The sequence below is a fragment of the Pasteuria penetrans genome, from assembly GCF_900538055.1.
Taxonomy (GTDB): domain Bacteria; phylum Bacillota; class Bacilli; order Thermoactinomycetales; family Thermoactinomycetaceae; genus Pasteuria; species Pasteuria penetrans.
Genome location: NZ_UZAC03000001.1, coordinates 1,356,678 through 1,380,535, shown reverse-complemented (window position 1 = coordinate 1,380,535; position 23,858 = coordinate 1,356,678). Strand labels below are relative to the sequence as shown.

27 protein-coding genes are annotated in these 23,858 nt (G+C 48.4%); 20 read left to right on the top strand and 7 right to left on the bottom strand.

The annotated features are described in order from the left end of the window. The first annotated feature begins 3 nt into the window (after positions 1–3). On the top strand, positions 4–720 hold the full coding sequence (locus tag PPRES148_RS05680; RefSeq protein WP_149453620.1) for a hypothetical protein: 717 nt from the start codon (positions 4–6) through the stop codon (positions 718–720). Between the two features lie 232 nt (positions 721–952). Here the strand turns inward: PPRES148_RS05680 and PPRES148_RS05675 are convergent, their stop codons facing one another. Next, positions 953–1,357, bottom strand: coding sequence for a DUF1885 family protein (locus tag PPRES148_RS05675; RefSeq protein WP_187820689.1), 405 nt, complete (start codon positions 1,355–1,357; stop codon positions 953–955). Positions 1,358–1,584: 227 nt separating this feature from the next. On the opposite strand from PPRES148_RS05675, the gene PPRES148_RS05670 reads away from it, so the two are divergent. Next, positions 1,585–1,920 (top strand): DUF3055 domain-containing protein, encoded by a 336-nt coding sequence (locus tag PPRES148_RS05670; protein WP_149454256.1) that lies wholly within the window; start codon positions 1,585–1,587, stop codon positions 1,918–1,920. A 181-nt stretch (positions 1,921–2,101) separates the two neighbouring features. Here the strand turns inward: PPRES148_RS05670 and PPRES148_RS05665 are convergent, their stop codons facing one another. Beyond that, positions 2,102–3,613, bottom strand: coding sequence for an aminotransferase class I/II-fold pyridoxal phosphate-dependent enzyme (locus tag PPRES148_RS05665; protein WP_149453618.1), 1,512 nt, complete (start codon positions 3,611–3,613; stop codon positions 2,102–2,104). A gap of 314 nt (positions 3,614–3,927) precedes the next feature. Here PPRES148_RS05665 and PPRES148_RS05660 point away from each other — a divergent pair, with 314 nt between their 5' ends. From PPRES148_RS05660 to PPRES148_RS05645, 6 genes are all read left to right on the top strand, one after another. Beyond that, positions 3,928–4,125 (top strand): hypothetical protein, encoded by a 198-nt coding sequence (locus tag PPRES148_RS05660; protein WP_149453617.1) that lies wholly within the window; start codon positions 3,928–3,930, stop codon positions 4,123–4,125. 79 nt (positions 4,126–4,204) lie between these two features. Next, on the top strand, positions 4,205–5,200 hold the full coding sequence (locus PPRES148_RS05655) for a deoxyribonuclease IV (RefSeq protein WP_246142909.1): 996 nt from the start codon (positions 4,205–4,207) through the stop codon (positions 5,198–5,200). Positions 5,201–5,522: 322 nt separating this feature from the next. Then, positions 5,523–5,699, top strand: coding sequence for a hypothetical protein (locus PPRES148_RS11315; protein ID WP_187820688.1), 177 nt, complete (start codon positions 5,523–5,525; stop codon positions 5,697–5,699). Further along, a complete protein-coding gene (locus PPRES148_RS05650) occupies positions 5,699–6,004 on the top strand; it encodes a YlaH-like family protein (RefSeq protein WP_149453616.1) in 306 nt (101 codons plus the stop codon). The genes PPRES148_RS11315 and PPRES148_RS05650 overlap by 1 nt, the downstream gene beginning before the upstream one ends. Positions 6,005–6,182: 178 nt before the next feature. Beyond that, the gene (locus PPRES148_RS11310) at positions 6,183–6,320 is read left to right on the top strand and encodes a hypothetical protein (RefSeq protein WP_223127974.1); all 138 of its coding nucleotides are present in this window, start codon (positions 6,183–6,185) and stop codon (positions 6,318–6,320) included. A 35-nt stretch (positions 6,321–6,355) separates the two neighbouring features. After that, the gene (locus PPRES148_RS05645; RefSeq protein ID WP_149453615.1) at positions 6,356–6,640 is read left to right on the top strand and encodes a hypothetical protein; all 285 of its coding nucleotides are present in this window, start codon (positions 6,356–6,358) and stop codon (positions 6,638–6,640) included. 5 nt (positions 6,641–6,645) lie between these two features. On the opposite strand, the gene PPRES148_RS05640 is transcribed toward PPRES148_RS05645, so the two are convergent. Then, positions 6,646–6,924 (bottom strand): DUF2197 domain-containing protein, encoded by a 279-nt coding sequence (locus PPRES148_RS05640; RefSeq protein WP_149453614.1) that lies wholly within the window; start codon positions 6,922–6,924, stop codon positions 6,646–6,648. A gap of 81 nt (positions 6,925–7,005) precedes the next feature. Here PPRES148_RS05640 and PPRES148_RS05635 point away from each other — a divergent pair, with 81 nt between their 5' ends. From PPRES148_RS05635 to PPRES148_RS11305, 9 genes are all read left to right on the top strand, one after another. After that, entirely contained in the window at positions 7,006–7,653 is a 648-nt protein-coding gene (locus tag PPRES148_RS05635) for an MBL fold metallo-hydrolase (protein WP_149453613.1), read from the top strand. After that, positions 7,623–8,651 (top strand): COX15/CtaA family protein, encoded by a 1,029-nt coding sequence (locus PPRES148_RS05630; RefSeq protein ID WP_149453612.1) that lies wholly within the window; start codon positions 7,623–7,625, stop codon positions 8,649–8,651. The genes PPRES148_RS05635 and PPRES148_RS05630 overlap by 31 nt, the downstream gene beginning before the upstream one ends. A gap of 58 nt (positions 8,652–8,709) precedes the next feature. Beyond that, positions 8,710–9,819, top strand: coding sequence for a bifunctional diaminohydroxyphosphoribosylaminopyrimidine deaminase/5-amino-6-(5-phosphoribosylamino)uracil reductase RibD (gene ribD, locus PPRES148_RS05625; RefSeq protein ID WP_342779837.1), 1,110 nt, complete (start codon positions 8,710–8,712; stop codon positions 9,817–9,819). Positions 9,820–9,829: 10 nt separating this feature from the next. Continuing rightward, complete coding sequence (locus tag PPRES148_RS05620; RefSeq protein ID WP_187820685.1) at positions 9,830–10,468, top strand: riboflavin synthase; 639 nt, start codon at positions 9,830–9,832, stop codon at positions 10,466–10,468. A gap of 28 nt (positions 10,469–10,496) precedes the next feature. After that, the gene (locus PPRES148_RS05615) at positions 10,497–11,720 is read left to right on the top strand and encodes a bifunctional 3,4-dihydroxy-2-butanone-4-phosphate synthase/GTP cyclohydrolase II (protein ID WP_149453610.1); all 1,224 of its coding nucleotides are present in this window, start codon (positions 10,497–10,499) and stop codon (positions 11,718–11,720) included. A gap of 405 nt (positions 11,721–12,125) precedes the next feature. After that, on the top strand, positions 12,126–12,602 hold the full coding sequence (ribH, locus tag PPRES148_RS05610) for a 6,7-dimethyl-8-ribityllumazine synthase (protein ID WP_149453609.1): 477 nt from the start codon (positions 12,126–12,128) through the stop codon (positions 12,600–12,602). 23 nt (positions 12,603–12,625) lie between these two features. Further along, positions 12,626–13,384, top strand: a complete 759-nt coding sequence (locus tag PPRES148_RS05605) for a hypothetical protein (protein WP_149453608.1) — start codon at positions 12,626–12,628, stop codon at positions 13,382–13,384. 330 nt (positions 13,385–13,714) lie between these two features. After that, positions 13,715–15,397, top strand: a complete 1,683-nt coding sequence (locus PPRES148_RS05600; RefSeq protein ID WP_149453607.1) for a S8 family serine peptidase — start codon at positions 13,715–13,717, stop codon at positions 15,395–15,397. A 122-nt stretch (positions 15,398–15,519) separates the two neighbouring features. Further along, positions 15,520–15,840, top strand: a complete 321-nt coding sequence (locus PPRES148_RS11305; RefSeq protein ID WP_223127973.1) for a hypothetical protein — start codon at positions 15,520–15,522, stop codon at positions 15,838–15,840. Between the two features lie 812 nt (positions 15,841–16,652). Here PPRES148_RS11305 and PPRES148_RS11300 read toward each other — a convergent pair. The 4 genes from PPRES148_RS11300 to PPRES148_RS05580 all read right to left on the bottom strand — a co-directional run bounded on the left by PPRES148_RS11300 (position 16,653) and on the right by PPRES148_RS05580 (position 17,885). Beyond that, complete coding sequence (locus PPRES148_RS11300; protein ID WP_187820681.1) at positions 16,653–16,805, bottom strand: hypothetical protein; 153 nt, start codon at positions 16,803–16,805, stop codon at positions 16,653–16,655. After that, positions 16,780–17,298 carry a hypothetical protein gene (locus PPRES148_RS05590; protein WP_149453606.1) on the bottom strand — a complete coding sequence of 173 codons (519 nt, stop codon included), beginning with the start codon at positions 17,296–17,298 and terminating at the stop codon, positions 16,780–16,782. The genes PPRES148_RS11300 and PPRES148_RS05590 overlap by 26 nt, the downstream gene beginning before the upstream one ends. Positions 17,299–17,399: 101 nt before the next feature. After that, positions 17,400–17,627: a hypothetical protein gene (locus PPRES148_RS05585; protein ID WP_149453605.1), complete on the bottom strand. Its 228-nt coding sequence runs from the start codon at positions 17,625–17,627 to the stop codon at positions 17,400–17,402. A gap of 12 nt (positions 17,628–17,639) precedes the next feature. Next, positions 17,640–17,885, bottom strand: coding sequence for a hypothetical protein (locus tag PPRES148_RS05580; protein WP_149453604.1), 246 nt, complete (start codon positions 17,883–17,885; stop codon positions 17,640–17,642). Between the two features lie 1,182 nt (positions 17,886–19,067). Here PPRES148_RS05580 and PPRES148_RS05575 point away from each other — a divergent pair. The 3 genes from PPRES148_RS05575 to PPRES148_RS05565 all read left to right on the top strand — a co-directional run bounded on the left by PPRES148_RS05575 (position 19,068) and on the right by PPRES148_RS05565 (position 23,843). Next, positions 19,068–19,295: a hypothetical protein gene (locus PPRES148_RS05575; RefSeq protein WP_149453603.1), complete on the top strand. Its 228-nt coding sequence runs from the start codon at positions 19,068–19,070 to the stop codon at positions 19,293–19,295. A 519-nt stretch (positions 19,296–19,814) separates the two neighbouring features. Continuing rightward, positions 19,815–20,132, top strand: a complete 318-nt coding sequence (locus PPRES148_RS05570) for a hypothetical protein (protein ID WP_149453602.1) — start codon at positions 19,815–19,817, stop codon at positions 20,130–20,132. 1,728 nt (positions 20,133–21,860) lie between these two features. Continuing rightward, entirely contained in the window at positions 21,861–23,843 is a 1,983-nt protein-coding gene (locus tag PPRES148_RS05565; protein WP_223127972.1) for an N-acetylmuramoyl-L-alanine amidase, read from the top strand. Positions 23,844–23,858 lie beyond the last annotated feature (15 nt).

The following is a 23,858-nucleotide window of genomic DNA, read 5'->3' as shown; positions in this document are numbered from 1 at the left end:
ATTGTGGGAAAAATAACAGTAATATTTTTTATTTTCTCGTTGTTCCTCGTTCCCATATCATCGGGTGCGAGTGGACCATCTCCTTCCCCCGGGGTACAAAATCAAGATTGGGATACAAAGTATGGGGGAGAATACCCGGTAACTAAAACAGGGGAGTGGATACGGTCCCATAGGGAGGTTACCGATCAGATTAGGAACGCCATTGTCGAAAAGGATCCTAAGCTAAAGGAGGAAGGGCCAGGGAAGGACTATGAAGTTAGAAGGGTTAGGCTGAGCCCAGATGAGGGTAGGGGGGTAGCAGAGATATGGTTCCCGACTTATAATAAGAGTTTTAGTTTGTTGTTCAATTTAAATAGTGGTGACATCAACGGGGGGAAGGAATCAGAACCGAGACATAGCGGTAATTCGGACAACTCCATTGCAAGATGGATAGACAATCCCTTGGAAGAGGGGGGATGGGAGAAATTGAAGAAGGATATAAACAGGGATCCTGGTGGGACCCTTCTCGGTGCAACTACAGAGGTACCCGTAAGTGCTGTCAACAATTTATATCGGGGGATTGTGGATTTTGGACAGGATACAGAGTACAAAAAACAAACGATGAAAAAAATGGATTCTGGACCCCTGAGTCTTCTTCTTACAGGACTTCTTAGACCCACTGTTGATTATCTTGATTATGGCTGGAGGAAATTGAAAAATCTATTGGGGAACCCATCATAAGTTCCACAGCAAAGTAACGATGATGAAACCCGAAAATCGGATACAAACAGAAAAGAAACAACACCCGAACCGGACAGTCAATGAAAGCCAGGGGGAAAGGAGGACCTTCCCAAGGTCATCCTTTTGTAGTTTTATACTCCTGACAGGTTGTCAATGTCTCAGGGATATTCCTTTTGTCTTGCTGTCTTTTATGGGTTTGTTTCATCTCCGTGGTCCGACTTGTAGACAACCTTCATGCGGGAATCACGCGACCATTGAATTGAATGATAGGCGCCCTCAACTCTTTGGACAAAAATTTCGCAAATTCATTCCCCTTACTGCGGTCACCATGAGTGGCATTGGGCGGAAGGGTAAGACGAATAGCAGGCGAGTCATTCTTTTGTTCCATAGCGAACAGCAAGCCAGTATAAAGTTTAGGCTGGGTGGATGTAAGTTTTAGGTATTTTTCGCCGCCCTCCCCCTCCTTCCCTATATGTTGAATGGTATAAGGAAAGGCAGCGGCTGCATAATCCCAATCCAGCTGCTTCCCTGTTTTTTGTAGGCGACTACGATAAGTCTCCAGGAGTTGCATCAACTCCAATAAATCTAGTTCGCTGTGTTTTGTATTTTTTAACGTGATCCAGGCATCCTTTCCCAAAATTTCTTCAGCCCCTTTTTACCCCATGCTGGGGTCTATTGGATTTTTGCCTTCCATTATCTTTCATAACTAATCCATGGCGATAATCTTTATATGGTAAAAATATTTATTAATTTCAATCCGTATGCATTGGGTACAGCGTGGTAAACTGAGGGGGTGTGGGCCTAGTGTCATTGGCAAATTCTGCTTCCTAGGGAAGGGAAGCGGGGACGGTGATTATAGTACAAATTCAGGATCCCCTCTACGATGAATCAGAAACGGTACGTGTACGTTTTGTTGGCTTTGCCACAGAAGGAAGGCGATATGATCTTGGTTTGATTTACACCCACATGTTTTTCAATCATCCATTAGTGATCTGCATGCAGACACGACGCTCCTCCCTGTTATCAAAGGATGATCTGGAGAACATCGAAACCATTCGCCATATTTTCCATCTGGACTCCTTGGAAGAGGCGGCTGATGTAGCATCGTTTTTGTCCGGACAACTTCCACAAACATCCTTTGTAGCTGAAGTGGAGCCTAGGTGGAATCATAGAGAAATTGAGTCTGAATACCCGCATTAGAGCAGGTCGCCCCGCTTCTTGTTGAGAGAAGGGGGGCGATAGAACGTTTCGCAGGACTCGATGGAGGAGAGAACCCAAGCAGGAGGGGATGATCATCCCTTAGGACAGAGAAGAGGCTTCCCTTTGCGGATATGGTCTCCGTAGGGATTACGATAATGACTCTTTATCTATCTAATAACTTCTATTTAGTAATCTTAATTTTTTCAACCTTCAAGTTTTCCGAACCCTGTACATGGTAACCCTCCCGCAAATGTGTGATGATGTATTGGATGCTTTCTGTTGTAATTCTCTCTCCCGGCAGAAGGACAGGAATACCGGGGGGATAGATGGAAATTGTCTCCGTTGAGATACAACCGGATGCTTTTGCCAGGGGCACGGAATGGGAGGGGGAAAAGAGTGCTTCGCGCGGTGAGAGTACCAATTCGGGAATGGAAGGGATAGACAAATTTTGTTGTATTTTCCGATGGGGAGTATAGAAACAGCGTGCTAGATCATGCAGGCCGTTGACAAGGGCACCCATAGAATGGATGGTATCGGCCCAGGTGACAAAACAGAGTAGGTTGTTGCGATCGCTCAACTCCACCTCGATATTGTGATGTGTTCGCAGCCATCGCTCGGCCCCAATCCCCGTAATATCTAGATCTCCCAAATGGATTAGTAGCTTAGTACCATCCATAGCATAGGCCGTCTCCCCATCGAGGCATCGAGCATCCATACATTGAAGACCCGGGATTTTGTTGATTGCTAATCGTGCCTGTTGTGCTAAGTAAAGGGCTTGGTCCAATAACTGCTTGCCCCGTAGGGCTAATTGTTGGCGCGCACAGTCTATGGAAGCGAGTAAGAGATAGGAGGTAGAAGTCGTTGTGAGCAAACTCATCAGTGTTTTGACCCGTTGTAAATCAATCCGTTGCGTACGTATGTTGAGTAGGGAACTCTGTGTCAATGATCCCCCTAATTTGTGAAGGCTGGTGGCTGCCATATCGGCCCCCGCCTCCATGGCCGAACAGGGTAATAGGGGATGAAAGTACGTATGGGCCCCATGAGCCTCATCGACCAAAAGGGGGATGTCATATTGGTGAACGCATTGGGCGATGGCTGCAAGATCACCGGTGATTCCATAATAAGTGGGATGGATGATGAGTACGGCACGTAAATCGGGATGTTCCCGTAGAGCCTTATCTACTTGTCGGGTACTCACCCCATGGGCGATACCGAATTTCGTATCCACTGCGGGGGGGAGAAAAATGGGATGGCTTTCGCCCAATATGAGTGCCGCTAAAATGGATTTGTGGATGTTACGGGGGACAAGGATCTTATCCCCCGGGTTGCAAACGGACATAATCATGGCCATGATGGCCGTACTGGTTCCCTGTACCGAAAATAAACAGACATCAGCACTAAAGGCCCGAGCTGCCAACCGTTGCGCTTCGGCTATGATTCCCTCTGGTTGGTGTAGGTCATCCAAGGGTTCGATATTGATGGAATCAATGGAGAGGGCATTTTCGCCGAGAAAATGACGGAAATCTTCCTGCATTCCTTGCCCCATCTTGTGACCCGGGATATGGAAATTGATCGGCTTGCGGGCGGCGTGATTTCGTAAATGGGTAAAGAGTGGTGTGGATTGTTGGGGACTGGTTTTTCTCCCTGGTGGGGGGGGAGCAAGGAGACCTGTATTGAGCGTTCCTCTGTGCATGGCTGTGTTTGCACCAGCCTTTCTGAAACCTTTTTTCGGCTATCCTTGTATGGATTGTAGGCCCTTGTTGAAAATAGAAACCACTGCATTATAGCGATTATTGATTGCACAATGCAATGTGGTGGGTTTGGGGGGTAAGGGGGGTAGGCCCTCCGGCTTAGAGGGGGGGTAAATTTTTGAAGTTTATCCTCTCCCCCTAAGGGTAATCCTTGAGTTGTTGCCGCGGGGGCGTGGTCCCCTTTTGGCCGCCTTCACGCGGGTGTCCGAAGTGTGTCTCTGCTTGAAACCTTTGGTGTGAGAGAGGGTGCTGCCCTATGAATGATACGATTGGTGTCGAATTGAATTATGATTTTGCGAGTGCTCATGCGGCTCTGAGTCAGGTTATTGACGATGAATTAGCCTGTCTGCATTCTGCTTTGCGTTCCGAGGATCGTTCCCGTGTCGATGCCTGCAAGAGTCGACTGCTACAGTTACATGGTGCTATGGAGAAATTGCATGGTCGCAAGAGATGAGTGGTTCTTTCCCCCTCTTTCTGGGGGTTCTTAGCCCTTCTTTCCCTAGAGTTGCGGGCGTTAGGAGGCCTATGGTACGATGGAGGCAGTGGTACATCGGGCGCCTGTAGAGGTGCCTTTTGTGTTGCTCACAGTCTCCATATCATTTTCCCATCTTTGCAACAGCTTGGAGTGGATTCCTTCAATGAAAATCGGTTGTCATATCAGTGTGGGTAAGGGTTTTTTACGTGCCGCCCAGCGGGCTGTGTCTCTTGGTGCTACTTCCTTTCAGGTATTCACCAAAAATCCCCGGGGTTTGCGTCCTAAAAAGCTAAACCGGGAGGATGCAGAGGCGGGACGGAATTTTTGCCAGGAACATCGTTTGACAGTGGTTACACACACACCTTACATAACCAATTTATCTACTCCAAAGGATGATTTGCGTTCTGTCATCATCCGGTCCATTCGTGAGGATCTGCAGATTACAGACGCTTACGGGGGAATAGGGGCCGTGGTTCACTGTGGAAAGCACGTAGGGGAGGGAGAGGAATACGGAAAGCAGCGGATGGTTGATACCCTCAATGCAATTTTGGATATGGATCAGGAAGGATCCCCTAACGCTTTACTACTTCTCGAAAATACAGCGGGGCAGGGAACAGAGTTAGGAACCCAGTTAGCTGATTTGGTGGAATTGCGGGCCGCTACCCGTTACCCTGATAGAATAGGCTTTTGTTTTGATACGTGCCATGGTTTCGTTGCGGGGATTTGGGAGGGGGAGAGTTTTGTAGGCCTGGTTTCCACTATGAAGGAGGTCGCTTACTTACCCCACCTACGTGTGTTGCATTTCAATGACAGTTTGACCCCCTTTGCCAGTCGTAAAGATCGTCATGCCAAAATTGGCAAGGGGGAGATCGGCACATCAGCATTGCATCACTTTCTCAAGGAGCCTGCTTTTGCCCATCTGCCCTTCATCCTTGAGACCCCTGTGCAGGATGAGGGAGAGTACAAGGATGAGATTTCCTATTTGCATGCATTGTGCAATATGCCATTGAATGCTGATCTTCCTGGTCCAGAGAAGTTCATAGGGTGTACCTGAATCCTGGTTCTGTGGGGTTTATGCTGCAGGGATGAAGGCGATTATGATCCTACTACCTGAACAAGGGTGGCTGTCTCCCCCTATGGCTGGGGCACCACACCCTATCTATTATAAATGGTATAATCTGAAAAGATAAGGATTCTTTTATTTCTATAGGTTCATCGGGGCTTTTGGGGTCTTCCTGTTCCCTTAAAGGATTGGGTTGTTTTGTCCTTAATGATTACATGAATAGATGATATTTTTTAAAATTACAAAATTATGTCTAGGGGGTTCCTGTTTCCTGCGGAAATAGGAGTAACGAATTCGGGATTGATGGACTTCGGTGTCTTTCGGTACGGGTTCCCTTGCGGCAAAACGGTCCCAATCGTTCATTGATGGTGGGCGGGTCTTGGTCAGGCACGGCAATGGGATGGACCGTTGCTATGGAAAAGACCATGGATTTTCGTATACGGTTGATTCGCCATCGAATGGACTTACGAAGAAAGGGAAGATGTTGTGATGTGGGAGGAACTGGTTCATACCCTGCCCCGGGGTGTAGCTTATGCCCTAATTACGTTCTTGTCCATTGTTATTTATCTATTGGTTTTTGCTCAGCCTCTTCCCCTTGGCCGGCAGTTGATGGTTGTGGGGACGCTGGCCCTAGGTACCTATATTTTGTGGTTCTTTCATAACCGAAAGTTACCCATTCTTCAGGTACTCGTTGTTACTGTAGTGGCAATTTTCATAGTTCGGATACGCCTATGGTGGACAAGGCGACGATGCGAGAAGAGGGGGGCTGAAGGGGGGAATAGGAAAACAAATTAGATGTCTTTGTTGATTTTGATTTTTGTTACTCTTCCTTCGGGGGGAGTGGATTGTGGTCCTATAGGGGTCCTATAGTGTTAAGAAATATCCGTACCATAATGAATATGCTATGTAATTCATGGCCCCCCTACTCCGATGAACGGGACCCCATCGTGCCCTTAAGGGGGTGTAGATGGTTTTGGGGGTTTGTTTCGGAACATTGAATGGAGAGGGGGAGCTGTCCAAGGGGGTGGTCCCTATGCGCAGGGGCAAGTCCCGCCCGCCCGCCATCCCGACACAGGAATTAGGTGGTGGGGTCTGTCATGAGAGAAGGTGAACGGTTTCTAAGCTGATTAGGGTGGTTGAGAAGGAATGAAACTTTCCGAAAAGGAATCACTACGTGCCTGGTTGGAACTAACGGTAGTGGCGGCCGTGCATCCCGAAGATATGGCGGCCCGGGAGAGTTTGCAGGTGTTGCAGTCGAATCTGCGGGATCAACACGACGTAGAGTCCGTTACATGGGAAGAAACACCGATGGGTTATCGGGTCAAGGCGCGGCGACAGGGGGGTAGCCCTCCAATGGTTGTCTATGATTTTTCTGAGGATGAAGCCTATCGCCTTTTTCATCAGCTGGAAAGTGACTCACGTTATCGATGATAGGATTACGTTTGTCGTCCCTTGCTATGGCTTCGTGGGGTTGCGTTGTTGCTTCTGGCGGTTCGTTTGTGCCGGGGGGAAAAGCGCGGATTTTGTCTTGGTGTGGGACGGGAAGGAAAAATATTGTGTTTCTTTCGATTTTCATATCGTGCTATGGTTTTGCTGGCAATCAATTGATTACAAGGGGGACAGAGCACGAGTCGATGGGGTTGTTTTTGTAGTCGACGAACGATGTTATCATCAGGCACGAAGGGTTTGTCACAGAGAATACAAGTCACACGCACAGTCGGGGTCCTCCTTAGATTTTGCGCCCAGTTTCATAAAGTGTATCTCCAGTATAGCAGAGAAGGGAATGAGGGGGGAAAGTGCAAATTCATACCTTTGTCCTAGGTCCTGTGAGTACCAACGCTTATTTGGTCGTTCGGCCGGGTACGAAACGTGCCCTTGTCCTTGACCCCGGTGGTGATCCCGCGCCTCTGGTGGAACATATCCAACAGGCTGGTTTGCAGGTAGAGGCAATCCTGCTTACGCATGCGCATTGGGATCACATCGCGGGTCTAGACGAGGTACGCGAGGCCACCCAGTGGCCCCCTGTGTACCTGAGTGCAGTTGAGGAGAGTTGGACGGGGGATACGGAGAAGAATGGTTCTGCGCGTTGGCTGAAGGACGGTTGTACGGTGTCCAAACCGGTTGAAAATTTGGTGCAAGGTGAACCGTTGTTATCCTTTCTTGGTAAGGAAATTCAGGTAATTTCTACCCCGGGTCACACACCGGGCAGTCTCTCCTATAAGATGGATCAGGTGATTTTTTGTGGTGATCTTGTCTTTCGTGGTTCTGTGGGTCGGACAGATTTATATGGGGGGGATGCACAGGTTTTACGGAATTCACTGCGACATTTAGCGATTTTTTCATCTGCGGGGACGCGTCTATTACCGGGGCACGGGCCCGCTACCACTTGGGGGTATGAGCAGGAGCACAATCCATGGTTACAGGTCGGGCGGTCCCCGTGGTAGCCACACGGGGGGGTAGCCTGTCGCCCGCCGTGGGCGATGGAATAGGATCTTCCCCGCTCGCTCGCCCCCCTATTGTACCCCGAAAATTAGGATGGTTGTCTTGGATTTCTACCCTAGCTTCCTACGTGCTTCTGTTGGGCGGTTCCATTGTGAGTAAAACAGAGTCAGGGGATGCCTGTGGGCGTACGTGGCCTCTCTGTCAGGGGGTATTATTACCAGAACATTGGTCCTGGGCCATGCTGTGGGAGTACAGTCATCGTTGGGTGGCGGGTGTGGTAGGTATTCTTGTGATCACGGTGGCTGTGCTTGCCTGGCGCTCCTGTGGTCAGGTTCGTTTTGTCCGTACACTGGTTCTCAGTAGCGTGGGTTTCGTTCTCCTACAAGCTATATTGGGGGCCCTAACTGTCAAGGTCCGTGGGCCTTTAGAACAGAAAACCGTTTTGGCCCTTCATTTTGGTTTCTCTATGCTTGCTTTTGCCAGCACAGCACTACTCACAGTGGCGATTCATCGGTTACTACGTCGACCATCAGAACCCTTCTCTACCCTCTCTGTTCCCCTCTCGATGGGTGTGATGGTTTATATTGGTTTGGTGGCCATTTATCTTGTTGCGTATACAGGTGCCTGGGTACGTCATATGCATGCAACATTGTCCTGCGGAATGGTCTTCCCCCATTGCCATGATGGGTTGTGGTTACCGGATTGGACAACCCCTGCCGGTATTCATCGTTTCCATCGTTGGATGGCCATTTCGTTGTGGCTGGGTTTGTGTGGTTTCGCGGCTTGGGTTGTCAGGAAACGGGGGGGTTCCACCTTTTTCCGACGGCGTTTGCTATGGGTAGCAGCGATTTTTACCGGGCAGTTATGGACTGGAATTGCCGTGGTATTATGGGGGGAATCCTTATGGATCGCCCTGTTGCATCCAACATTGGTGACGATCGGGTTTACCGCATTGGCTGAGATGGGTTTGCGTGTTCGTTGTCGTTCTCAGAGGGCATAGATGGAATTTATTGTGATCATGTGGTACAATGGAGCCCACGCCGGGGTGTTTTTTATCCTTGAGGGATGGAGATCAACGAGCTATGAAAAGCCCTGAGGAATGGATGAAGTTAGCCCTCGAACTTGCCTATGAAACCCATACCTCCCCCAACCCCCGTGTGGGTGCCGTAGTGGTACGCGAGGGTGCGCTTGTGGGCTGTGGGGCGCATGTGTGCGCTGGATCACCGCATGCGGAGGTGCAGGCATTGCGTATGGCTGGGGAGGCCGCGGAGGGTGCCACGTTGTACGTGACCTTGGAGCCTTGTGTGCACTATGGACGCACGCCCCCCTGCGTGGAGGCTATTGTGGCTTCTGGAATACGGGAGGTAAGAATTGGTTGTTTAGATCCCGATGAGAGAGTGCGGGGGCGGGGTGTCGAGTTTCTGCGGGCAGCAGGAATCTACGTGGTTCCGGGTGTGGTTGAGGAAGATTGTATGGCGTTGAATGAGGGTTATCTTCATCATCGGGAAACGGGCAGGCCACTGGTGATTCTGAAGGTTGCCAGTACATTGGACGGCCGATTGGCTACAGTGACGGGGGACAGTTTATACATAACAGGTAAAGTGGCGCGTGCACGGGTGCATGAATTGCGTCATCGTTGCGATGCCGTCCTTACAGGCATCGGTACAGTTTTGGCTGATGATCCACAACTTACGGTCCGCTTGCCTGCGGGGGGTCACCAGCCGATGAGGGTGATTGTGGATAGTCAGCTGCGTTTGCCCCCCAAGGCCCGCCTTGTCCGGGAAAAGGGTTCATCCACATGGGTGTTTACCACGGAGGAGGGGGCGGATCCGGATCGTCGTGCGTTATTGGAGGGGAAAGGGGTACGTGTTTCGATAGCGGGAAAGGGTCCCCGTACCTGTTGGGGGGAGGTTCTACGGCAGTTAGGGACAGCGGGTATTACCTCCCTGTTGGTAGAAGCAGGGGGAACGGTCAATGCGAGCCTTTTGCACGCTGGAGTCGTGCAGAAGGTGGTATGGTTCCTGGCTCCCAAGCTTCTGGGGGGTATAAACTCTTTGCCCTCGATTGCAGGGGGTGATCCCTTGTTTTTGTCCGAGGCTCTCCCCTTGCACGACGTGCAAGTAGAGAGGTTAGGGGAGGATTTGTGCCTGAGTGGTTCTATAAGGTGAGGGGTGTATCTTGTTCACAGGGTTAGTGCAGCGAATAGGTAGGATTGTTTCCCGGGATGACAAAGGAGAGCGCCTCGAGATTGCCACGGGAGTATGGGATCCCCCGTGGGTTCCAGGGGAGAGTGTAGCGGTCCAGGGTGCTTGTTTGACTGTTACGGGACGAACTGCAGTAGGGTGTGTTGTGGACATAGGGAGTTTTACCCGGCGCCGTACTACCTTGGGTCAGTTGCCCGTGGGAACCAGCGTTCATTTAGAGCGTGCTCTCCGGTTAGGGGATCGTTTGGGTGGTCATATGGTTCAGGGTCATGTTGATGGTAGGATTGTTGTTCAAGAACGGTTGGTAGATGGACGGGGTTTGCAGTTGACGTTTTCAGTTCGTAGGGCCTGGCGTGCTTACTGTATTTTGCGCGGTTCCATTGTGCTGGATGGGGTGAGTTTGACGATTGCTGCTCTCGATCATGGGGCGGACAGGGAGGAGACCTTCCGACTTACGGTTATGTTGGTCCCTCATACGGTAGCGAACACGCTCTTGGGTGAATTGACGGTGGGCGAATGGGTCAATGTAGAATTCGATATGATGGCTAAGTACGCGGAGAATTGGCTTGCACCGGTTGTTACTACTCGGTCTGCAGTTATGGGGGGGACGTAAGAGATGGAAGAGGGGGGGTGAGGGAGGATTGGATTTTTCGACGGTTGAAATGGCCCTGGAATCCTTACGGATGGGGAAGCCGATTATCGTGGTGGATGACGAGGATCGTGAAAATGAGGGTGATTTGGTAGCCCTAGCGGAAAGGGCTACCCCCGAGTTGGTGAATTATTTTCTGACCCATGCACGGGGTTTGTTGTGTGTACCCATGACGGCGGAGTGTGCTGCTAGGCTAGGTCTAGCCCAGATGGCAGCGCACAATACGGATCGTCGTGGTACGGCTTTCACCGTTTCTGTGGACATAGCAACGGCTTCCACGGGTATTTCAGCCGCAGAACGTGCAGCCACGGTTGCGGCACTTGCAATGCCGCAGTGTACGGCGGATGATTTTCGTCAACCCGGTCACGTCTTCCCTATCGTTGCACGTGAGGGTGGTGTACTACGGCGGGCTGGACATACAGAAGCGGCTGTCGATTTAGCACGTCTGTGTGGGGCTCAACCCGTAGCTATGATCTGTGAAATTTTGCGTGAAGATGGTGAGATGGCCCGTCTTCCTGATCTGCAGTTGGTGGCTGCGCAGACCGATACGCCCCTCCTGATGATTCAGGATTTGATTGCTTACCGACGCAGGAAGGAAGTTCTGGTTCAACGCGAGGTTCAGGTTGATTTGCCTACCTCCTTCGGTTCCTTTCGTGCGGTAGGCTACACCAATGTGGTGGACAGCAAGGAGCACGTGGCGCTGGTTAGGGGCGATTGGCATCCTCACCAGCCCGTTTTGGTACGTGTTCATTCAGAGTGTCTGACGGGGGATGTGTTTCGTTCCCAACGGTGTGATTGCGGTTTGCAGTTGGAGGCTGCTCTGCATCAAATTACACAGGAGGGGAGTGGGGTTCTCCTTTACATGCGTCAGGAGGGACGTGGGATCGGTCTGCTCAACAAATTGCGGGCTTACAAGTTGCAAGAGGATGGTCTCGATACGGTGGAGGCAAATCATCGTTTGGGATTTGGTGATGATTTGAGAGAATATGGAATTGGTGCACAAATTTTACGGGATCTGAAGGTCTGTAAGATGCGTCTCCTGACCAACAACCCTCGTAAGATTACAGGTTTGCGGGGTTATGGTTTGGAGGTGACAGAGGTGGTGCCATTGGAGTGCCCGACAAGTGGTTCCAACCGTGGGTATATGGAGGCGAAGAAGGAGAAATTGGGGCATCGTTTGCGCCTCTCTCATCCAAAACCAGGGGGGATTGGCTAGCATGCAATCGCATGGTGAGACGATGTTGTTGCGGTAAAACCCCGCGGTAGTATTCTTGGTCCACTGGGACAAAAGACTGATGCCATGATTTTTGTATTCATCGTGCGGCAGGCAGTGAAGGGAATCACGATGGGTTAGCTGGAAAGCATCGGATTCTTGTATTGTTGACGGGAGGACAACGGGGGTCGTTCTCGGGTACCGCAGGTATGTTGGAAGAGAAAGAGGGGTACCGGAGGACTGGCGGAGGCAACCATTGAAATGGACCGCCTGCAGGAAAAGTTGGGATTTCGCTTTATCTCCTTCATTTTTGGGTCTTATGGGGAGGACCTTTGTGGGTTGATTCATGCCTCAGGACTTGGTAAGTGATAGGGGATATACAAGGAGGTTGGGGGATGGTTTTGCCTCATGCATATGTACGAAGGAAAATTGCAGGCGGAGGGATTACGGTTAGCTGCTGTTGTGTCGCGTTTCCATGCTCCTCTGACTGAGCAATTGTTGGTTGGGGCGTTGGATGTGTGGCGTCGCTATGGTGCACGGGAGGATGACTTGACGGTTGTGAAGGTGCCTGGTGCATTTGAGTTGCCCTGGGCGGTGGATACCCTGGCCCGCCGGGGGGAGTTTGATGCCATCGTTGCCCTGGGTATTGTAGTCCGGGGTGCAACATCGCATTATGATTGGATCTGTCGCACAACGGTAGAGGGCCTATCGAGAGCAGGACGTGAGAATCAGGTTCCTATTTTGTTGGGAGTATTGACGGTGGAGACGTTGGAGCAAGCATGGGAGCGGTCAGGAACGAAGCATGGCAACAAGGGAGCAGAGGCGGCTGCGGCGGCGGTCGAAGTGGCTTGCTTACGGAGATCGTTGGATAGTTTGGTACCCTAGTCGGTCGCGGGTTTACTGCTTGGATGGGTTGGGATGTACAGTATCGTATTTGGGATCCGTGTAGAGGGAGGCGGGGGAGTCCAGTCATTCCTGAGATGGGGTGGTGGTTTCGTCGGTTCCATAGAGGTAATCTTATGAATAAAGTAAATCGTAGTAGTCGTGTAATCGTTTCCGTAATTCTGTTTGTTGTGATTGGTTCTTTACTGTGGGTTCTCGTGGAATGGGGTCCTAAAACAAAGGAACGGGGGATCCTTGGACAGGGATCATCCGTTAGTCGTCACTCCACCATCGTTGGTTCCCCACAGGGTTCCCATCCCCCACCAGCTAAAACGGTTGGTGGGGATGTTGTGTGGGCAGATACAGTTTCCTTTACCCCTGTGATTATTTCTTTACGGAATGGGATGGAGGTAAGATTACAGCAGCGGGATCTGGTGCATATTTTGGAGCGTCATCATCCGCGTTATTTTGATGCTTCGCAATGCAAACGGCACAACACATTATTGCCTGCCTCCATGGGTGTGGGAGATGTAGTGGCCCTTGCCCGCGCCTTGGTGGTAAACCACCAGGACGCCATTTCTAGGTCGGCCCAAGCAGGCAGTTTTTCCTATCATAGGATCCGTGGTACGTATCAGGGTATTTCCTATGTGATGGGTCTTCGTCATTGGGAAATTGTGCAATTGTATCCCGTGCAGGGTCAGGAGGCTGAGGTTTGTTACCGTAAGTCGGCCCGTTTGTGGCGGTACAGGTGTGCAGCTGCATTCTGTGCGATCCCGTTTTTCTAGAGATAATGGGTGTTTTCTACCTGCATGTTCTTGATTATGGATGCAATGATCCAAATATGGTTTTAGACCGTATGGGTTGCACAAGTATGGGGGTGTAGTTTTCAGATCCCTGGGTGGCAGGTCCGTTCTCATGGGAAATTAATTTACCTAAGGTTATTCTTTGTAATCATTATGGTATTCTATGAGTTTTCCGTGGTGGTGGTGGGAGCGCCGATAGGAAAATAGGGGATTGTAATCTAGTATTTTGGGGGGGAATTTGGGATACTGGGGGTAGGAACCTTTTTCGTATAGGGTGTGAGGACTAGCACAGTAAGGAGGCGGGCTCTGGTAATGACTTACCAGTTATCCACCCATGGTACCTACCTGTGGCGTGGTGGAGAAAGGCTACCTGTACGGCGGTCGGAACGTTTTTTTTCTGTCATGCCTACGCATCCTAGTGAGCTCTCCGTGATCCAGCGTATGGACGGTGTAGTGCAGGTGGAACGTCTGCTACCCTATGTGTATCGGGTGGAGGCAAGTGGCAAGGATCGTCGTGATCTTTTGATGGATAGGATTCGTGAGGGTTCCTTGCCCAGTATTGTGTACCATACTTACAAATTAGAGGGTAGTTCAACGACCTTTTTTATCACAGATAAGGTGTTCGTGGGATTTCGGTCGGGTACCTCGGTGGAGACCATCGAGAGATTGTTGGGGTTTTGGAATTTGCATTTGATTTCGATCAATCCTGGGGAACCGCCTGTTTGTGTGGTTCAAGTAACGTTGCAGAGTGGTGTTAATCCCCTGAAAGTAGCTAATTGTCTGATGGGGGAGGCTTGCGTAGAATATGCCGAGCCAAACCTGGTGCATATGTTGCGGCCCGCGGGTAACGTTTTTACAGGGATGACGGGGTCGTTTCCTAAACGCTGGCACCTATACGCTGAGCAGCGACAGGTTAACCTCTTGCCAAGGTCAGCCATCGATGTGCAATCTGCGTGGTCGATTAGCAAGGGTGTGCGGGATGTAGTGATAGCGGTTCTTGATGCGGGTTTCGATCTCAGCAATCCCGCCTTTCAGGGGGAAGATAAGATTGCATCGACATATCATTGGGAAAGGGAGTTCGATTCCCCCCCTCAGCATGATTTGGTGGTTTGTCATGGTACAGCTTGTGCTGTTGCGGCCTTAGCGGAAGAGGATGAATATGGTCTGGTTGGAGTGGCGCCAGGGTGTTCTTTTTTGCCTGCTCATATACCATGGATCGTTGATGATTACCGATTGATGGCAATATTTTCCGAGGTAGGACAAAGGGCAGATGTTCTCAGTTGTAGTTGGGGACCACCACCCTCTTATGCTCCTTTATGTACTCCGATGCACCAACTTCTGACCCGTTTGGCCAAGGAAGGTGGGCCGCGCGGTAACGGTTGTGCGATTTGTTTTGCCGCGGGAAATGACAATGCCCCATTGCTGGATCGTAAAAATCAGGAAGGTGTCCCCTATCTCGACGCCCAGGGGGATTTGAAGCGAGCTACAGGACCCATCCTCAACGGTTTTACCAATCACCCCCATGTAATTACGGTAGCCGCCTCGACAAGTCTGGCACGACATGCTGATTATTCGAATTGGGGCGAGGCCGTGTGTGTTTGTGCCCCAAGTAGTAATTTTCACCCCTATGATCGTCGTAAGTTTGTTCCCGGACTTGCTGTTTGGACCCTAGGAAGCGAGCCGGCGGGGTTTACGCCTCGTAGTCATTTTACTCATCGCTGTAGTGGTACCTCCATGGCTGCCCCTATTGTGGCGGGGGTAATAGGTTTGATGCGTTCTGCTGGTCCACATCTCACGACAGATCAGATTCGTGAAATCCTACGTTCAACAGCGTGTCGTTTGGTGGATAGCCACCCTGACGTGCGTGGGGATCGCCGAGGTGATTATAATGAGAAGGGACATAGTCCTTGGTTTGGATATGGTCGTGTAGATGCAGGCAAGGCAGTGGCTATGGCGGCATCCGCTAGTTTTATGGGGGACCATTCGTCTGCATAGGTTTTTGTTAGAGTGGGGACGACGGGGGGATGTTTGTCGCCCCCTGGTTTTCCCGCTGTATTTGTATTCGTGACTCTGGTGGGGTGGGGTTTTCCCCCAAAATAAGGAAGGGGTTGATTTTCGTGCGTAACGTACGTATCCTTTGTCCTCTGATTGTCCTATGCGGGTCCTTCTCCCTGATGACGGCCCCCACTACTGCGGTAACTAACGATCAGGGGGGAGGGAATCAGGAAAATAGGGAAAAACAGGAAAATAGGGAAAAACAGGAAAATAAGGAAAAACAGGAAAATAAGGAAAATAAGGAAAATAAGGAAAATAAGGAAAATAAGGAGGAGGATACCCGCTGCATATGTGTAGGGGATGATTGTTCACATAATTCTCTGAATAGTAGTTTATCGGAGGAATGCACCAAGGAAAAAGGTGGCATACATTATCGCCTATAAGGGTATATCCACCTGTAACATTGGGAATTTTGGATCTTGGCCGCATATCGGACCTGGGGGTTCAGTCTCGGGAGTGGGGATAGGCAACTCACCCCCTACCAGGTAATAAGGGGTTGTTGATATGAAAACAGAACTAAATTTCCCGGGGCCCCCCCTTTTTCGGACGAAGTGAAAATCGTGAAAATAGAGAAATTGGGAACCACAAAATCAGATAAAATGAGTTATATCCTAGAGTCCATTGTCAACCGTCCATTCCCGGGAATCAGGTGTTCCTGTGAGGATTCGGGAAATCTGGGGCCCCACCTAACTCATCCTTACAATCCAGAATTAGGAAAAAACCGCCCAAGGATATTCCGGGTCCGAAGTTTGGCCAAGATCCGGAATTTTTCCTTGATGGTTGTTTATCAAGTAGTTAAATTTAAAAATTTAACTACTTTTTTCGATACCCATTGATACTGTAGTGATAAAATATTCATAAAAGGTGCTGGTGCAGGAAGTAAAATTAAGTTGATTTGGTTTTTTACGATATTAATTATATTTCAAAATAAGATATATTGATTGCTAACAGTTAATTAATTACTTCTGTATGGAAATTAGGTTTTTGAACCCATGATTGTGAAAATGAATGCCCTATTCCGTACATCTTAGCACGACAAATAGACCAGCTTATATTGCTTACTCATTCTTAGTTAAATTTTACTATATATTCGGATATTTGGGATGTGTTATACGCCACACACTTTGCGAATATATTGCCAACCTAGATTCTCGTTCACCATGCACCTCAAGTCAGCAGGCGCCGTAAGCATTTTTTAGTGCGGAGCAAACGCGCCCTCAATGGCTGCACTATGGTTCCCTGCTTCCCTATATTTTGACTCCTCCAATTGATCTCTCTGCTCCGTCGCCGAATACGTTCGGTCGGTTAGTCCTATCTTCCCCCTATTTTGTTGGGTTTGCCAATGCATTGATCCGCAAAGGGGCACTTCTTGCAATCTTCCCTGTTGAAATAAGCCACACTGGTCCCGCGCTCCCTGGTTTGTACTGGCTGTTCTCGGGTTTGTTTGCCACGCATCGTGTAATTTCCTTTGTTTTTTTGTCTCGCACAAACGTGCTTGCTCCCAATTGATTGGGGTTTTCCCTTTGGCCCGTCCTATGGGTGAAACATAGGGAAATACCCTTTGATTGGGCAAGCTCGCTTATCTCATCATGGCCGTAGTACCCCCCATCGGCACACAACCGCGTTCCATCATGGGGAACCCATGTTCCTATGTACTCCTTCGCAAAGGTCGTATCTGGATGCAGGGAACCTCTCAGATCAAAGAAGGAAATTAGGCTTATTTCCTTCCCTCCATCACGATCTCCTACGATTTGTCTGGAATATCCCCAACATTCCTGTTTGTTCTTTTTCCTGTACTGAGCATCAGGATCATAAGGGCTTTGTAGACCACTAGAATGCACCTTGGGGAGCATCCTGAGATTTCCTTGTTCATCTCCTCCTCAGTCTGTTCCCAGATCACCTTTTCCAGCAGTGCATACCCCTTAGTTGATCTGATTTTGTCTTATTGGGAGACCTGTTTCCTTATAACCAAGCAAACCCCAATTAATTCTGCAGTCCTATGATCCCTTGCTGTTGCTCCTTTTTGGGGGGGCTGATGGTCCAATGATTGCCGACTATCGATGTCTGTGAATTTGCATCCTTTCTCCAGAAAAACTCCCCACTCCGCGGGGAGGGGAATCAGGAGTTCAGCCGAGATACAAACCACATTTTTTGCCACCAGACAGATCACGTCATTACGGGTTCATTTCCTTATGTTGCTGTTGATTAGCGTGCTATCCATTCTACGGCAGGCGGATATCATACCTACTATTGACTTTGGGAAGGTGGTGAAGTGCTGAAAAGAGTCCCGTGTACCATTGCATTTTGCTTTCTCCTCGTATGCCAACAACCGTTTTCTGCCTTCGTATAATGTTCTCCTACCTATAAGGGGCTTTCCTTTTTTGCCCCCCAGAGCTTCAAAAAATAGTACCTCTCGTGGAATACGCACGCAATTCCCTGTCTGTCCACCCAAAGGTCTCTTTAATGAACTCCGGGATTAGGGTAAAAAGGATATCCTTGCAGGGTTGACCCATAGTGTTATGATAATCGGCATATGTTTCCCTGTATAAGGAAACATGTTCCTCTATGAATACGCAAAATCCCACTTTCCATTTTCATTTGAACCTCAGGAAACAATTGTGAACCTTCTCAACCGCACCAGAACCATGAAAAGCCCCCCGTGATACCATCATGGGGGGTTGTTCCTTGTATATATTTTTGTTCGTGTTTTCACTAATTATATATTCTAATAGTATTTATTTTGAATATATTATAATATTGGATTTCATCTATATGGACCTATCTATTTGCTTGTCCACAGAGCCTGCCCACGGAAAATAATGGCCTCTAACCTGTTCTGGAGGACACGGACCCAGCATGAGCGACTTCCAGATGGCCCTGTTTTTTGTCCTGAGCATCCCCATGTTTTTTGGAGGAGGTTATTGTTTTTCCTGACAGCCGCTTGGGATTATGATCTTCTCACAAGTGGATGATAGGAAGGGGGAGTGCATGAGAAAGTAAGGACGGAACAACTTTCCTTGAACGATCTTTGGTATTCCCCAATAGATCCCCCCTGGTATTGGTGGCCCAGCACACTTGCAGGGGGAGTCATTACCGGTTGGTGAATCGGGACGCGGGGGAAAAAGCTAAGGGAATTGTCACAGGGTCAAGAGGATGGGGTATGAGTGGAGGGACTACAAAAAATTGAGAGTTGATCCTGTTTTGTATCGCTACAGGACGGATGTTGAAGTATTGGATCGTGGTGGAACCCATCTTTGCTTTAATTCTTCTCGCTTACCTTAATCCCCCTCGCCTCCAACCATCGATGGCGCCGTTGAATCTATTCCTTATACCCGTAAATCCTGTTTTTATTCCCCTCATTGCATTGTTGATTCTGTTTATTTTTCCTCTCATTGCATTGTTGATTCTGTTGTTTATTTTTCCTCCTATTGTAGGTGGTTTTTTATATGATTCGAATGCAGAGGGTCTGGAGTCAATGAAATTATTCAGAGGATTGTACGGGAATTGGACGGGGGAGAGCTCATTGAGAGAGGGATTTTTGTAGTGGGAGTAGTTGGGTGGGAGAGATTGTTTCATGGGGTGGTTGGCGACGGGGTTGTAGTAGGAATTTTTGACTTCATTGGGGGTTGGGAGGGAGGAGTGTTGGTGCGGTCTCGATGTGGCGCTGCTCTGGTGTGGCGGCACCGGTGGTGGAGAGGAGTGTTGGTGCGGTCTCGATGTGGCGCTGCTCTGGTGTGGCGGCACCGGTGGTGGAGTTGTATGGTCCACGTTTTCATGCGTTGTTGGACTTGGCGGACCCGAATCCCAACTGTCACTATCCCAACTGTTACTCGAATGATCGTCTGTCCAATCTTGATGGTGGGGGGATGCAGCATTTAGCTTGCCAGTATTTTCAAATAATACCCCAAAGGGGGAAAGGAGGGGGGCCACGAAAAATGCTACCTTTATTGCTTTATTCACTATCATCATCCTAACATTGTATATAATTTTGTATTTGGTTTTTACTAATGATATATTTTAATAATATTAAATTTAAAAATATATAATATTGGATTTGATCTATATGGTTATACCCATGCGTTGATCTCCGAGGCCTACGAACGGAAAATAATGATTTTCAACCATCCCTGGAGGACGGATGGGTATTCAGAACGAGCGACGACCCCTAAATGGCACCCCGGTTTTGTTCTAAGCACCCCCGATGTTTTGGGAGGATTATTGTTTTTCCTGACAGCTACTTGGGGTTATGATCTTCCCACGGAACAACTCTTTGAACGCCTTTTGATATTCCAAAATGGACTGCCCCACAAAAAATTGGGGATGAGTTCTGTTTTGTACCGCTACAGGGAGGGTAGAAGTGTCTGACCGTAGTGGTGGACCCAAAAACGGGAATCGTGTTCATTGCTTTGCGCATTCCTTCTTTTACTTTAGTCTCTCTTGCATCCAATCATTGATTGCGACTTTGAATCTACTCCCTACTCCTCTCATTACATTATGGATCCCGCGTGTCGTGTGTCCTATGGGGGGAGGGCCCCCTGAAATTGGCAAGGTGGTACAACAGATGTCAAAACCACCCAGAGCTGCTATTGTAAAGAGCAATGAGGGTGATTGTCTTGGGAAAGGGCAGGATGAAAGCTTCCTATTGGGTGTAAGTCAAGGGGGATTAGTAAGGTGAACCATTGGGAGGAAGGCACTGAAAAGTGTAATCAAGGGTATTGGAGATTTAGGTCCTCCTCTCATAAGTAGTGATGAACCCCTTTCCTTGTGGTGTGAGTGGGGGTGGAGCGAAGGGGTTGAATAGGTCAACCTGAGCCAGCCACAACGCACAAGATTACCGTAATGAGGTTTTCCCTTTCTTTATTAAATTTAATATTAAAACTATTATTAATACACACCAACTATAGCATATAATTTTCTATGTAGTAAAGAACATGTTTATAACAATATTGATAAAAAATGTATTATAGGCTTACATGGTAAAATGATTAAAGAAGGGTTTTTATTGTGTTTAAACCTATCATACAATAGGTTCTATAGAGATAGTTCCTAAAGGGATCCGTATTCAAAATAACTGTGGGGGAACCAGGGAAGTGATTTTTGAATGATTGAACTGTAGTAACGCGTTTCTGTTTCATTCATGGGGGGTCTCAGGATTTCAATGGGGGAATCCCATACCTAACAACAATGTGGGAAGTCAATGGTCGGGTTATTCACCCCCATTGAAATTTCCACTATCCATGATTTTTCTTTCCGGATCTTTATTTTTCCTGATAATGTTGTATTATGGATGCGGATGATCATGGGTTTTTCCTTCCCATTTTACTGTTTTGTGTGAATCAATAGTACTTGAGGTAAGGGGTTATGAGTAATTCTCTTTTTACATAATAAGAGTAACTTTTCCTTCTATTCCTTGATATATTAGAATATGATCTTATTTGTTCATTTGATATCTTTGTTCATAAGCCATTGGACAGGATTCAGCAAATCCATAATGATGATAATATTATGTATTTTTTATCATTTTTGTATTTTCAATGAACAGAATAAATTCTGTGCAGTGGAACATGATGTCCGTCCCCCTCTCCAAGTCTGATCCCAAATTTCATGAAAAATTTTGATGATACAGATAGCAGTAATCCGAGGATACAAATCAGGAACAGTGTTATAAAATATTATTATGTCGTCAATCACTTTACCAAAGGGTACGACTAGGTTCATAGAGGGGGCATTTTCTACAGGAAATCGCACGACCTCAAAAATGCAATTAGAATCCCAGATTCCTATGCGGAATGGAATAGATTCAATTTTAAATTTATTTTATATTGGGAAAAATATTGCGGTATGGGTATGTTAATTCGATTCCTCTTGTCATCTTTTTTATTATTAGTTACAAAAAAACATAACGAGTTCCTCCTGATTCTGTAATCCTTAGGGTTTGGAGATCCGATAGGATGGAGGGCAGTTATATTAAAAAAATTTTTCCTAATTATATTATTTTATATATGAATATAATGCATTTTTTTATTAATATTATAACTTTAAAATTGTTTACTATTATTAGTTTATGGCATCAATAAAATTAATATATGTATATATAATTACTAGAACATATATTTTTTTCATTATAAAATAATAAAATGTATTATTAATTATATTATTTATGAAATAATAGCATGAATATTTTTCCGTAGTGTGTTTAGACGATCCCATAGGAACAAATAAATTGAAAATTACCCTTATTCGGGGAAGAGGCTCTATTGGGAAAAATCGTTATAGTAAGATACAATACCGGAGAGGGTGTCCAGGTGACATCCTCTGAGGTTCTCTTCCATTCCGGTTCAGAGGGATTCCCCCTCACCGGGGGTTCCTATGGACTAGGTTACCCAGATGTGGGGGGATGTGGATGATCGAGAATGGGCGCTTGCGTGTTACTCATAGGGTGATGCGGGGGATTACCGATAGTTGGAATGGTAACACAGTTTCATCTACGGTAGGCGGTTGTGTAGCTCTTCTTCTGTGTTCAGGTTTTCCTCCTGTGCAGGAAATAGTGTATGCAGCCCAGGTGCCCTTGTCGATATCGGAAACGACCACATTCCCCACCACAGACCAAGGGGGTGGTGATTGTCCTCCGCCTCCTCTCCGTCCCTCGGAAGTTGCGCGGACTGTGGAGGATGGCCCTACCTATAAGGTGGCTATATCCCCCCCTCTTCCCAGGGGAGGGGCGGAACCCACTCTTTCCGTTCCATGGTATCCGTCCTCGGGTAAGAAATCTAATAAAAGGAACAACTCAGTCTTTAGTGAGGGAGCCGAGGAAACTAAAAGGGAGTCAGGGGACAAGGAGGATGAAAGTACCCACGTCGCGTCTATGCTCGAAAAGGGCGGGGGGGGAACTCACTACGGCGATGATCAAAAAGGGGGAATTCCCCCCATTGTCGTACAGGAGGAGGAGACCTCTTCGTTAGCTCCGGGGGATGTACAGGAAAAGGCTCCCCCGTCCGCCCCCCCGATCAGAGGGGGTTACAATGTACAGGGGGAGATCGCCCCGTCAGACCTTATCGAAGGGGGAAAGGGTTACCATTCCCCCCGTTCGATGGATGCGGTAAGGGAGACAGGGATCTTTGTTTCTCCCATTTCTTCTACCGCTGCTGTACCAAACGAAGTGGTACCCTCTTTCCCCGATGTGGAAGGGGAGATAGATCGTTCTTCCCCTACGTCCACCTTTTCTAGAGAGGATCGGGCGAGTGGTATGGTGCATACCCATTCATGGGAAGAGGATGCGATCAAAAGGGCCGTAACACTCCTCCCCTCCGTTCCCCCTGCTGCTGTGCAGAATGAAACGGTACCTTCCCCCCAAAATGGGGAAAAGGTGGATTGTCCTTCCTCCGCTCCCGGCCTTTCTGAGGAGGATCGGGCGAGTAGGACGACTCATCCATGGGAAGAGGATGCGGTCAAAAAGGCAGTAACACTCATTCCCCCTGCCCCCCCCGCTGATGAAAGTGAGGATGTGACGCAGGGGGGGGAGATAGAGAATGAGATTGTGGAAAGAATAGCATCTCTCTTCCCGTTTCAACAAGGGGGGGGATTGGAATCTGTATCGGGGAAAGCAAAAGAGGATCACCGGGAAGAGATATATCATAAGGATCAATCCCCCATCCAGGGTATGGAGAACAGCTGGGTGAGGGGTGGTGTTCCACGCAAACTGTCCATCGAGGAATTGGACGAAGTACATGAACAGTTGTCCAGCTGGTTTCCTAAACCACTCGTTGTAACTAGGGAAGATTGGGGGGCCCCAGCGCCCTCAGCGAAGGCCCTGCAGGTAAAAAATTTTGACATCAGGCGCATCATTGTCCACCATACCTCCTCTGTCAACCATCGCGGGACATTCATGCCTCGGTATATGAGGGCTATCACAAAGTACCACAGAGGAATTGGGTTCTCGGACTTTGGATATCGAGCTGTTGTTGCGCTGGATGGAACCTTGTATGAAGGATTTCGTGGTGTAGGACAAGGTCGATTGGATGCACTGGAGGGTGGATTTGCTTCGGACCATGCTAGGAAGTTCAACAGCCACAGTTATGGTGTGGCGTTGGACGGGGATTATGAGAATAGGGACAGGTTTGATCCCCAGAGCCCGGCAGGACGTACGTTGATGGATCTGCTCGTTTATGTAGCTACCCGTGATGGACGCATCCGGGTCGCGGTGAACGATGCAGGTGAGATGGAAATTAAGAAGATGGTTGATATCATAGGCCATCGGGATACAGGTCATTCCAATACAGATTGTCCAGGAAAAACCGTGCATAAGGCATTACCAGAGATTCGTAAAGAAGTCAGGCGTAGAATCAAGGAAGTAGTAGAACAGAAGATTAGGGAAAATTATCGGTAAGAGGGTTATTTCTAC